The organism is Burkholderia sp. KCJ3K979, assembly GCF_016759955.1.
GTDB classification, from domain to species: domain Bacteria; phylum Pseudomonadota; class Gammaproteobacteria; order Burkholderiales; family Burkholderiaceae; genus Burkholderia; species Burkholderia orbicola.
In genome coordinates this window covers 1-12,148 of the sequence record NZ_JACFYV010000200.1, presented here as the reverse complement: position 1 = coordinate 12,148, position 12,148 = coordinate 1, and the positions used below count along the sequence as shown (strand labels likewise).

9 protein-coding genes are annotated in these 12,148 nt (G+C 70.3%); 5 read left to right on the top strand and 4 right to left on the bottom strand.

What is annotated here, in order from left to right:
• A partial coding sequence (locus H3O04_RS28710) for a non-ribosomal peptide synthetase (protein WP_202588959.1) occupies positions 1-3,811 on the bottom strand: 3,811 nt, incomplete at its 3' end.
• Positions 3,812-3,934: 123 nt separating this feature from the next.
• Positions 3,935-4,876, bottom strand: coding sequence for a helix-turn-helix transcriptional regulator (locus H3O04_RS28705; RefSeq protein WP_011547171.1), 942 nt, complete (start codon positions 4,874-4,876; stop codon positions 3,935-3,937).
• Positions 4,877-5,093: 217 nt separating this feature from the next.
• Here H3O04_RS28705 and H3O04_RS28700 point away from each other — a divergent pair, with 217 nt between their 5' ends.
• The 4 genes from H3O04_RS28700 to H3O04_RS28685 are packed head-to-tail and all read left to right on the top strand — an operon-like array spanning position 5,094 to position 9,251.
• Positions 5,094-6,746, top strand: coding sequence for a (2,3-dihydroxybenzoyl)adenylate synthase (locus H3O04_RS28700; RefSeq protein WP_202588958.1), 1,653 nt, complete (start codon positions 5,094-5,096; stop codon positions 6,744-6,746).
• On the top strand, positions 6,743-7,516 hold the full coding sequence (locus H3O04_RS28695; protein ID WP_202588957.1) for a thioesterase II family protein: 774 nt from the start codon (positions 6,743-6,745) through the stop codon (positions 7,514-7,516). Before H3O04_RS28700 ends, H3O04_RS28695 begins: the two co-directional genes overlap by 4 nt.
• On the top strand, positions 7,513-7,818 hold the full coding sequence (locus tag H3O04_RS28690) for an isochorismate lyase (protein WP_006480729.1): 306 nt from the start codon (positions 7,513-7,515) through the stop codon (positions 7,816-7,818). The genes H3O04_RS28695 and H3O04_RS28690 overlap by 4 nt, the downstream gene beginning before the upstream one ends.
• Positions 7,815-9,251 carry an isochorismate synthase gene (locus H3O04_RS28685; protein ID WP_202588956.1) on the top strand — a complete coding sequence of 479 codons (1,437 nt, stop codon included), beginning with the start codon at positions 7,815-7,817 and terminating at the stop codon, positions 9,249-9,251. Before H3O04_RS28690 ends, H3O04_RS28685 begins: the two co-directional genes overlap by 4 nt.
• 13 nt (positions 9,252-9,264) lie before the next feature.
• Here H3O04_RS28685 and H3O04_RS28680 read toward each other — a convergent pair whose 3' ends face one another.
• Positions 9,265-10,149, bottom strand: coding sequence for a LysR family transcriptional regulator (locus H3O04_RS28680; RefSeq protein ID WP_006480727.1), 885 nt, complete (start codon positions 10,147-10,149; stop codon positions 9,265-9,267).
• Between the two features lie 78 nt (positions 10,150-10,227).
• Between H3O04_RS28680 and H3O04_RS28675 the strand changes: the two genes are divergently transcribed.
• Positions 10,228-11,529: an aspartate aminotransferase family protein gene (locus H3O04_RS28675; protein WP_006480726.1), complete on the top strand. Its 1,302-nt coding sequence runs from the start codon at positions 10,228-10,230 to the stop codon at positions 11,527-11,529.
• Between the two features lie 73 nt (positions 11,530-11,602).
• Here H3O04_RS28675 and H3O04_RS28670 read toward each other — a convergent pair.
• The coding region (locus tag H3O04_RS28670; protein ID WP_202588955.1) for an SDR family NAD(P)-dependent oxidoreductase at positions 11,603-12,148 on the bottom strand (546 nt) is incomplete at its 5' end.

The following is a 12,148-nucleotide window of genomic DNA, read 5'->3' as shown; positions in this document are numbered from 1 at the left end:
CGAGCGCATCGTGCGCGAACGGCCGCGGCACCGACGCATCGCCCGCGACGCTCGCGACGAGTTCGCGCAGCGGCGAATCGCGCAGCACGTCGGCGAGCAGCAGGCGCCCGTCCCGCGCGAGCAGCGCGGCCGCGATCCGGAAGGTGTCGCGCGGATCGTCGCGCAGGTGGGCCGCCACGAAACTGATCACGCAATCGAATGCGCCGAGATGGCGTGCGGGCAGCAAGCCGTCCTGCATCGTCTGCAACGCGGGCAGCGTTCGCGTGAAGCGTGCCTGCGCGTTGTGCAGCAGGCCCGGCGACACGTCGAACAGCGTCACGTCGAAGCGCGGATCGTCGAGCACGCCGAGCCCCGCATCGAGCGCCTGGCCCGCGCGGGCATCGAGCACCGCGACGCGCAGCGCACCTGTGTGTGCCGCGGCCTGCGCGTCCAGCGCGGCGGCGAATTCGCGCAGCGTACGAACGCCGTCCGGCAAACGCGTTGCGAACGCGAGCGGCGCCACGCACGGGTCCAGCGGCACGCGTTGCGCGGCGGTATCCGGGTCGGCGGCGAGCGCGCGCAGCGCGGCCGTCAGATCGTCGAGATCGGTTGCCTGCCAGTCGAGCCGATCGAGCGCGTCGTCGATCGGGATCGATGCGTCACCCTTTGCGTGCCAGTGCGCACGCAGCGACGGCGGCAGGCCCGCGTCGCCGTCGAGCAGCCGCCCGGCAACGGCGCGGGAGACAGCCGTTTCCGCCGGCATCGTGTCGGCCATGTCGGCAGCCGCGAGCGATGACGGCACGGTGTCCGCCGCCGCGCAATCGTTCGGCACGAACGCCGCGACGATGCGCGCGGCCTCGCCGTGAACGACGCTCGCACACGCGCCGTCGATCAACAGATGCGCGGCCAGCGCCGCCTCGATCTCGCCGAGCTCGATCCGGTGCCCGCGCACCTTCACCTGCCGATCCTCGCGCCCGAGGAATTCGAGCGTCCCGTCCGGCCAGTAGCGGCCACGATCGCCGGTGCGATACCAGCGGCCGGACGCGTGCTGCACGAAGCGCTGCGCGGTCAGCTCGGGATCGTTCCGGTAGCCGCGCGCGAGACTGTCACCCCCGATCAGCAATTCGCCCGGCACGTAATCGGGCACATCGCGTCCGTCGCCATCGACGACGCGATACGCCTGCCCCGGCAACGGCCGGCCGTACGGAATCGAACGCCAGTGCGGCGGCACGTCGCGCACCGTCTGCACGTTCGACCAGATCCCGGCCTCGGTCGCGCCGCCGAGCGCGTGGAACGCACAGGCCTCGCCGCAGCGCGCGCGCACGCGCGCCGGCAGGTCGAGCGCGATCCAGTCGCCGGACAGCAGCGCCGCACGCACGCTGCGGCATGCATCGCTAGCGGCCGGCACGGCCAGCGCCATTTCCAGCAGCGCGGGCGCCGAGTTCCACAGCGTTACGCGGTGCTGCGCGATCAGTTCGATCCAGCGCGCCGCATCGCGCGCTTCGTCCTGCGTCGGCAGCACGAGTTGCGCACCGGCACCCAGCGCGCCGAACAGGTCGTACACCGACAGATCGAAATCGAGCGCCGACACCGCCAGCAGCCGGTCGTCCGCGCGCACGCCGAGCAGCGCATCGATCGCATCGATCGTGTTGATCGCCGCCGCGTGGGTCATCTCGACGCCCTTCGGCACGCCCGTCGAACCGGACGTGTAGATCACGTAAGCGGTCGTCTGCGGCGCGACCTCGAGCGGCGCGGCCAGCGGCGCATGCCGCGACAGCGCGGCGATACCGACATGCGGCAGCGGCCCGCCCGCGCACGCGGTGTCGTCGATCACGGCCTTCACGCCCGCCGCACGCTCGATCAGCGCCTTGCGCGCGACCGGCTGCGCGATGTCGAGCGGCACGTAGCATGCGCCGGCCGCCAGCACGCCGAACACGGCCGCGACCTGCGCAGGCCCGCGCGGCAAACTGATCTCGACGGCATCGCCGTGCCCGATCCCGGCCGCGCGCAAGCCGCCCGCGATCGCGAGCGCCTGCGCGGCCAGTTCGCCGCGCGTCACCGCGCGATCGCCGCATCGCAACGCCACGGCGGCCGGCTCGCGTGCGGCCAGCGCGAAGAAATCGTGATGCAGCGTGCGCGCGCGGCCGGGAGCCGGCAACGCATTGAGCGTGTCGCGCACGCGCCGCTGCGCGGACGGCAGCTCGACCGCGATCGGCAGCCGCCAGTCGCGATCGCACAGCGCCTGCACGAACGCGACATACGCGCCGAACATCGCGTCGATCATTCCGTCCGGGAACAGCCCGTCGACGCTGTCCCACGCGAGCAGTGCACCGCCCGGCACGCGATAGAGCTGATGGTCGAGCCATACCTGCGGCGTCTGCGAAATCATGTCGTGCAGATCGCCGAACACCTGCGCGAACGCATCGGGCACGAACGGTTCGTCACCGAGATTGCACGAGAACACGACGGGCGCCGCACGCGGCGTGCCCTGCCGACGCGCATCGCGCAGCACGTCGAGCGCCGGATACGCGGCCTGTGCGATCGCACCATGCAGCCGCTGCTGGAACGCGCGCATCGCGTCGGCCGCGCTCGCATCGGCGCGCACGTCGCATTCGACGAGCAGCAGCGTCGTGAAATCGGCGATCACGCGGCCCAGATCGGGCGCATCGCCGTGCCGGTCGAACAGCGGCACGTTGAGCAGGAATGCCTGCCGGCCGCTCCAGCGCGCGAGCACGGCCGCGAACGCCGCGCCGAACACCGACGACAGCGTGACGCCATGCTGCGCGGCGCGCGCCTGCAGACGCGTCAACTCGTCCGTGCTCAGCGTATGCGCGACGCGGCTGAAACGCGGCGCGCGGATCGTTTCGGGCGCGCGGGCGAGCGGCAGCGCCGGCCCTTCCGGCAACGTCGCGAGCCGCGCCTGCCAGGCGTCACGCGCCGCGGCCCGCGCATCGCGCGTCTCGGCCGCGCGACGCGCGAGCCAGGCCGGGAACCACGTCGACGGCGCATCCGGCAGCGCCGACGGCTCGGCATAGGCCACGCCGATCTCCTGCATCAGCAGCCGCACGCTGTCCACGTCGGCCGCGAGCAGGTCGACGCTGAGCCACACGCGATCCTCGCCGCCGGGCATCTGCGCGAGCCCCATCATGAACACCTGCGCGTGCTCGACGTCGAGACATTCGTGCGAGCGGAACGCGCGCAGCGACGCCCATTCGGTTTCCGCATCGGCCGCCGTCCGGTCGCGCCAGTCCGCGTGCGCGAACACCGGCGCGTCCGATTCGGCGAGGATCTGCTGACGGCCGCCGTCGAAACGCGCGCGCAGCATCGGATGACGCTCGCGCACGCGCCGGCATGCCGTGTCGAGACGAACGGGGTCGATCGCGCGGCTGCGGAATTCGAGAAACGCGTGGCAGCTCACGTTGCCGAGCACCTCGCCGTCGCCGCGGCCGAGCCAGTACGCCTGCTGCACCGCGGACAATTCGAACGGCGCATGCACGTCGACCGCTTCGGCAGCGACGACGGCTTCCGTGCGAGCGATACGCGGCGCATTGGCGAGCAGCGTGGTCCACGCGCCGAGCGTCGGCGTGCGCGCGAGCGCATCGAACGTCAGCGCATGGCCGAGCCGGTTCACGCGTGTCTGCAGATACATCAGCCGGATCGAATCGAGGCCGCAGCTCAGCAGGTCCTCGTCATCGTCGAGCGACGCGATCTCGTCGACGGATTCGTCGAGCAGCTCGGCGATCAGCGCAACGAGCCGCGCGCGAAATTCAGTGGAAGAACAACAGGAAGGATCGGAATGGTCGGTAGTGGAATCGACAACGGTCTGGCTCATGGGCACGCCTTGTATGGGTCGTTCGACGGCGGTTCCGCGCGGCGGCGGCCACCTGTGAATGAGAATCTATCTCATTAACGCCCATGAGCCCGGTCGATTCCTTTAGGCTGCCGGTCAGTTGTTTTAGATCGCCGCGCCCGCCAGTTCCTCGTTGTCGATCGCGTTCGACGACACGCGGATATCGCTCGGCGAAATGCCGTAGCGCTTGCGGAACGCGATCGAAAAATGCGCGGGGCTGTAGCCGACGCGGTACGCGACGGTCGACACGTTCGCATCCTCCGCGCACAGCATCGCGTGCGCGGTCCGCAGCCGGTATTCCTGCAGATACGCGTACACGCTCGTGCCGAACACCTTGCGGAAGCCGGCCGTCAGCTTGCGCGAATTCATCCCGACGCGGCTCGCGAGCGCGTCGAGCGTCGGCGGATGCTGAAGCTCGCGCGTCAGGATGTCGCTCGCCGCATACACGCGCTCGACATCCGACGACGTGACGCGCACGTCGGCCGGCGCGTGCTGCCGCTGCGTGGCCAGCAGCTGCGCGCTCAGCGCGGTCAGCTCGAACGCCTTCGCCTTCAGGTAGTACTCGCGCACCGCACCCTCGAACGGGCAGGTGGCGATCTGCACGGCGAGCGCCTGCAGCGCCTTCGACGCCGGGCAACTGACGATGCGCGGATCGCCGCCCGTCGGCGCGAGCATCTTCTCCGGCAGCAGGCTCAGGTTGCGGTCGAGCGCATCGAGGCCGAGCTGCACGATCGTGTAGCGCAGCGGCACGTCGCGGTCGTAGATCTGGTGGGTGGTGAATTCGCCATCGTTGGCGATCACGCACAGGCCCGGCCCCTTGATGCATTGCTCGGGCTGGCCCGGCACGCGGCAGCGCAACTGCCCGCTCTGCACGAGGACGAGCTTCAGCCCTTTTTCGAGCGGCTCCTCGTACCAGTCGCGGCTATCCGAGCACAGCGTGCCGCTCATGAGTTTCATGCCCGCGTCGATGTGCACCACACCCGGATGATTGCCGGGCACGAGCACCGGCGGGTGACGTCGTGACGAAGCGAAGGAGGTCGATCTCATCGGAGGTCCGTTGGTTGGGCGGCACGCGCGGACCGGCGCGCGCCGGCGGCAACCGGCCGATTGTCCGGCCGGACCGGGCGGGTGCCGCGCGACCGACGCCCGATCGAACGAAATTGCCGCGATATCGAAAGAAACGGCGCTATCGCAGCACCTGTTACAAATGATAATACCTCTCATTTACATTTTCTGACAACTTGCCGGAACCCAAGGTCAGCGCATGCAATCCTCCCCTTCCTCCCTGACGGCGGCCGTGCCGGCCGACGCGCCCGACTGGCCCGACGACTTCGCGCGCCGCTACCGCGACGCCGGCTACTGGCAGGACACGACGTTCTTCGACGCGCTCGATGCATGCGCGCAGCGCCATCCCGACGCGCTCGCCGTCGTCGACGGCACGCTGCGGCTGCACTATCGCGATCTGCTCGCGCGCATTCGCCGCCTCGCGGGCGGCCTCGCGCGCCTCGGCCTGGCACGCGGCGACGCGGTCGTCGTCCAGTTGCCGAACGGCGCGCGCTTCATCGAGACGTGCTTCGCGCTGTTCCAGCTCGGCGTGCGGCCGGTGCTCGCGCTGCCCGCGCACCGTCACTACGAGATCGGCGCGTTCTGCCGCTTCGCCGGTGCGCGTGCTTATCTCGGCGCGTCGCAGCTCGGCGATTTCGACTGCCGACCGCTCGCGGCCGCGTTGCAGGCCGACTGCCCGACGCTCGAGCACATCGTGATGGCCGGCGACGATCACGCGTTCACGTCGTTCGACGCGCTGTACGACGCGCCGCCCGTGCTCGACTGCTCGGCACGCGCCGACGACATCGCGTGCTTCCAGTTGTCCGGCGGCACGACCGGCACGCCGAAGCTGATTCCGCGCCGCCATCGCGAATACCTGTACAACGTGCGCGCGTGCAGCGCCGCGAGCGGTTTCGACACCGACACCGTCTATCTCGCCGCGCTGCCGATGGCGCACAACTTCACGCTGTGCTGCCCCGGCACGATCGGTGCATTGCTCGCGGGTGGCCGGGTCGTGACGACCGCGCGGCCCGAGCCCGACCAGAGCTTCGCGCTGATCGCGCAGGAACGCGTCACGCATACCGCGCTCGTGCCGCCGCTCGCGCTGCTCTGGCTCGACGAGCAGCCGCAACGGCAGGCCGACCTGTCGAGCCTGCGCGTGCTGCAGGTCGGCGGCGCACGGCTGATGGACCATGCGGCCGAACGCGTGACGCCCGTGCTCGGCTGCCGGCTGCAGCAGGTGTTCGGCATGGCCGAAGGGCTCATCTGCTGCACGCGGCTCGACGATGCGCCCGAGCGCATCGCGCACACACAGGGCCGCCCCGTTTCCGAAGGCGACGAAGTACGCATCGTCGACGAAACCGGCGCACCGGTCGCGCCCGGCGAGATCGGCGAATTGCAGGTACGCGGCCCGTACACGATCCGCGGCTACTACCGGCTCGCGGAGCACGACGCGACGGCGTTCACGGCCGACGGCTTCTACCGCAGCGGCGACCGCGTGCGGCGCACCGCGGACGGCGACCTCGTCGTCGAAGGCCGCGACAAGGATCAGATCAACCGCGGCGGCGAGAAGGTCTCCGCCGAGGAAGTGGAAAACCTGTTGCTCGCGCATCCGCAGGTACACGATGCGGCGGTCGTCGCGATGCCCGACCCGATCCTCGGCGAGCGAACCTGCGCGTTCGTGGTCGCACGCGCGCCGGCCCCGTCCCGGCTCGTGCTGAAACGCTACTTGCGCGATTGCGGGCTCGCGGCGTTCAAGATCCCCGACCGCATCGAATTCATGTCGCGCTTTCCGGAAACCGGCATCGGCAAGACCAGCAAGAAATCGCTGCGCGACCTGCTGCGTCGCCAGTTGCAGGCGGCGGCCGCATGAGCGCGCACCCGACCGGTTCGAGCTGGATTCGCGAGTTGCGGCTGTCGCCGTGCCCGCGCGCGCAGCTCGTCTGCTTTCCGCATGCGGGCGGCACCGCGAATTTCTTTCGTGGCTGGAGCCGTGCGCTGCCGTGGGACGTCGATCTGCTCGCGCTGCAGTATCCGGGCCGCGAGGAACGCTTCGGCGAGCCGTGCCTGCCCTCGATCGACGCGCTCGCCGGCCCCGCCGCCGACGCGCTGCAACGCTATGCCTATGCACCGCTCGTGCTGTTCGGGCACAGCCTCGGTGCGGCCCTCGCGTACGAGGTTGCGCTGCGGCTCGAGGCGCGCGGCGCCGCGCCGCTTTACGTGGCGGTGTCCGCGCTACCGCCGCCGCATCGCCAGCGTGCGTCGGATCTGCACCTGCAATCCGACGACGCGCTCGTCGGCGACGTCGCCCGGCTGTCCGGCGAGCACGCCGCGCTGCTCGCCGATCCGGAAATGCGCGCGATCTACCTGCCGATGATCCGCCACGACTACCGCGCGATCGAAACGTATCGGCGCGACCGCCCACCGCGCATCGATGCGCCGCTCGGCGTGATGCTGCCGCTCGCCGATCCCGAGCTCGACAGCGACGAGGCGCATGCGTGGCAGGACGTCGCGTCGCGCCCGATCCGCGTCGAGACGTTCAACGGCGACCACTTCTACCTGCGACACCAATACCCGGCGGTGATCGCCCATCTGGTCGAACGGATCGACCAATCCCTTCGTTACGGAAAGGAGTACACATGAAAACACCGGACGCCTGCACGGGGCTGCCCGACATTCGCGAAGCGATCGATCGGCTGGACGCCGACATCATCGACGCGCTCGGCCGGCGCATGCAGTACGTGTTGGCCGCGTCGCGCTTCAAGCCGGACGAAGCGAGCATCGCCGCGCCGGAGCGGGTGGCCGCGATGCTGCCCGACCGGCGCCGCTGGGCCGAACAGGCCGGCCTCGACGCCGACTACGTCGAGACGCTGTTCGCCCAGCTCATCGCGTGGTACATCGCGCAGCAAACGCAATACTGGCGACAACAGCGGGGGCTTGCATGAACGCCGGCCTTCCGCTGCTGCACGACACGTTCGCGCGTGCGGCCCGCCGCGCCGCCGCCACCGGCACGCCGACGCTCGCGTCGGTCTCGGTGCCGCTGCGCCCGCTCGACTTCTTCGACCTGATCGCCGCGTGGGACGACGGCGTCACGCCGTGGTGCTTCCACGAAGCCGGCGATGCGTCCGTCACGCTGTACGGCTGGGATTGCGCGGTCGAACTGAGCGCCACCGGCGACACGCGCTTCGCGCAGATCGATGCGCGCTGGCGCACGCTCGTGCGCGACGCAGTCACGGCCGGTCCGCAGCCGCCGCGTCTGGTGGGCGGCTTCCGGTTCGATTCGCAGGGCCCGCGCAGCGCGCACTGGGCGCCGTTTCCCGATGCGAGCATGACGCTGGCGACGCTGCTGATCGTGCGCGAAGGCGATGCGCACTGGGCCGTCTGCCAGCACGTCGTCGCCGCCCACGACGATCCCGCCGCGCTCGCGCATGCGTGCCTCGCGCGGATCGAGTCGCTCGGCACGCTTGCACCGGCCGCGGAAGACGATGCACCGCAACTGCTGCACACGCAGGCGCTCCAGGCGAGCGAATGGCAGCACGAAGTCCGTCGTGCGGTGGACGCGATCCACGACGGCGCCTTCGGCAAGGTCGTGCTCGCCCGCGACGTGCTCGAACAGTACGCGCGGCCTGTGGCGATCGCGCCGCTGCTGCGCCGGCTGCGGCGGCGCGACGCGCATGCGCACCTGTTCGCGGTCCGTCGCGACGGGGCGTGCTTCGTCGGCGCGACGCCGGAACGGCTCGCGCGTGTCGCGGCCGGCGACGTGCGCACGCATGCGCTGGCCGGCACGATCCGGCGCGGCGCCACGCCCGACGACGATCGCGCACTCGGCGCCGCGCTGATGGCTTCCGCGAAGGAGCGGCTCGAGCATGCGCTCGTCGTCGACGCCATCCGTGCCGCGCTCGCACCGCTGTCGCGCGCGCTCGACGTGCCCGATCAACCGTCGCTGCACCGGCTGCCGAAGCTCCAGCACCTGAGCACGCCGATCCGCGCGACGCTGAATGCGGATGCGACGCTGTTGCAGGTGGTCGCGGCGCTGCACCCGACGCCGGCGGTGGCCGGCCATCCGCGCGCACCGGCACTCGACCACATCCGTGCGCACGAAGGCTTCGATCGCGGCTGGTATGCGGCGCCGATCGGCTGGATCGATGCGCACGGCAATGGCGATTTCATCGTCGCGCTGCGCTCGGCGCTGATCGCGGGCGGCGCGTGCCGGCTGTTCGCGGGCTGCGGCATCGTCGCCGATTCCGAGCCGGTCAACGAATATCAGGAAACCGAACTGAAGCTGTCCGGCATGCAGGCGGCGATCCGCGTGCGCGAGGCGGCGGCGGCGGAGAATCCGGGACGCACGCAGGCGTCGGCTTCGTCGATGGTCGACTGATTCACGTCGGCCGTCAAAGCAACGGCAGCGTTTGCCGGATATGGTCGGCGAAGGCGGCCGTCAGGTGCGACGGCCGCTTCCGGTCGAACCGCAGCGTAATGCCCACGGCGGGCAACGGCGGCAAGCGCGGATCGCCGTTGACGATCGCGAGGTCGGCCGGCACGGCCGTCTGCGTCATCACCGCGAACGCCTGCCCCGAGCGCACCAGCGCGATCAGCCCGGCAAGGCTGCTGCTCGCATACGCGACGCGGTAGTCGCGGCCGGCGCGGGTCAACGCGTCGCACGCCGCGAGGTGATCGAGCGTGTCGCGGTCGGACAGCGCGAGCGGCAGCGGATCGAAATGCGCGGGTGCGAGCCCCGGATAACCGATCCAGACCAGCGGCTCGCGGCGAATGACGTCGTCGGTCGCGCCGTCGTCCGGCACGGAAATCATCGCCAGATCGACCGCGCGCTTCTCCAGCTGTTCGACGAGTCGCGGCGTCGGCCCGCAGACGACTTCGACGATCGCCTGCGGATGCTGGCTCGAAAACTGCCGCAGCAGCGACGGCAGCCACACCTCGGCGTAATCGTCCGGGCACCCGAACCGGATCGTCCCTGACAGCCCCGTGCCGCACAGGTCGGCCATCGCCTCGTCGTGCAGTCGCAGGATGCGCTGCGCATGCACGAGCAGCCGCTCGCCCGGCTGCGTCAGCACCACGCCACGGCCGGTGCGCTGGAACAGCGGCTGGTCGACCGCTTCCTCGAGCCGCTTCATCTGCTGGCTGAGCGCGGATTGCGTGCGGCCGACGCGCGCGGCCGCGCGGCTCAGCGCGCGCACCTCGGCGATCACGACGAACGAGCGCAGCAGGTCGATTTCGAGCGAAAGCGCCAAGGTATTAGCTCCATTTCTAGCTTGCATTAGAACTATTCGATTCCATCAAACCAGACGCGCGCCTAGACTGCAAGCGATCCCTGCCCTTTTGCCCGGAGCCGCCCGATGTCCCTGAACGACGACGCAACCTTCTGGCGCAACGCCAGGCAGCACCTGGTCCGCTACGGCGGCACGTTCGAGCCGATGATCGTCGAGCGCGCGAAGGGCAGCTTCGTCTACGATGCCGACGGCCGCGCGATCCTCGATTTCACGTCGGGCCAGATGAGCGCGGTGCTCGGCCACAGCCATCCGGAAATCGTGTCCGTGATCGGCGAATACGCGGGCAAGCTCGACCACCTGTTCAGCGGGATGCTGTCGCGGCCGGTCGTCGGGCTCGCGACGCGCCTGGCCGACCTCACGCCCGCCGGCCTCGACCGCGCGCTGCTGCTCAGCACCGGCGCGGAATCGAACGAGGCGGCGATCCGGATGGCGAAGCTCGTCACCGGCAAGTACGAGATCGTCGGCTTCGCGCAGTCGTGGCACGGGATGACGGGCGCCGCCGCGTCGGCCACGTACAGCGCCGGCCGCAAGGGCGTCGGCCCCGCGGCGGTCGGCTCGTTCGCGATTCCGGCCCCGTTCGCGTACCGGCCGCGCTTCGAGCGCAACGGCGCGTACGACCCGCTCGCCGAACTCGACTACGCGTTCGACCTGATCGACCGCCAGTCGAGCGGCAATCTCGCCGCGTTCATCGCGGAGCCGATCCTCAGTTCGGGCGGGATCATCGAGTTGCCGGACGGCTACATGGCCGCGCTCAAGCGCAAGTGCGAGGAACGCGGCATGCTGCTGATCCTCGACGAGGCGCAGACGGGCGTCGGCCGCACCGGCACGATGTTCGCGTGCCAGCGCGACGGCGTGACGCCCGACATCCTGACGCTGTCGAAGACGCTCGGCGCCGGGCTGCCGCTCGCGGCGATGGTCACGTCCGCGGCCATCGAGGAACGCGCGCACGAGCTCGGCTACCTGTTCTATACGACCCATGTGTCCGACCCGCTGCCGGCGGCGGTCGGCCTGCGCGTGCTCGACGTCGTGCAGCGCGACGGCCTCGTCGCGCGCGCCAACACGATGGGCGACCGGCTGCGGCGCGGCCTGCTCGACCTGATGGAGCGCTTCGACTGCATCGGCGACGTGCGCGGACGCGGGCTGCTGCTCGGCGTCGAGATCGTCAAGGATCGCCGCACCAAGGAGCCGGCGGACGGGCTCGGCGCGAAGATCACGCGCGAGTGCATGAAGCTCGGGCTCAGCATGAACATCGTGCAGTTGCCCGGCATGGGCGGCGTGTTCCGGATCGCGCCGCCGCTGACCGTCAGCGACGAAGAGATCGACCTCGGCCTGTCGCTGCTGGAGCAGGCGATCAAGCGGGCGCTGTAACGTAACGCCGTTCTCTCCCTCATGCGATCCGTCGCGCCGGCTCAACCGACCGGCGCGACGGATTCCCTCTCGTTCAACCCGCTTCCGCCGCCCACGCCTGCGCATCGGCGCCGGCCGGCATGCGCATCGGGCTGGACGGATCGGTCGCCGCGCGCCACACGGCTTCGGCGACGTCCTGCGCATGGGTGATCGGCCCCGACGCATCGAGCATCCGCGCGACGGCCTTGCCGACGAAATCCGCATACGCTTCGTGCTCGAAGCCGTGCATGTTGGCTCGTGCGTTGTCGGAGAAACGCGTGTCGGGCGCGCGGCCCGGCAGCACGAGATGCGCGCGCACGCCGAACGGTTCGAGCTCGGCCGCCATCGATTCGGTATAGGCATTGACTGCCGCCTTGCTCGCGCGATACGCGCTGACCAGCGGCAGCGCTTTCAACGTGACACTCGACGTGACGTTCACGACCACGCCGGCCCCGCGCGCGCGAAACTGCGGCAGCACGGCCTGCGTCACCGCGATCGTGCCGATCGTGTTGGTGTCGAACAGCGCGCGCACCGTGTCGAGCGGCATGAGTTCGGCCGGTGCGGCCGCGCCGAAGCCCGCGTTGTTGACGAGCACGTCGAT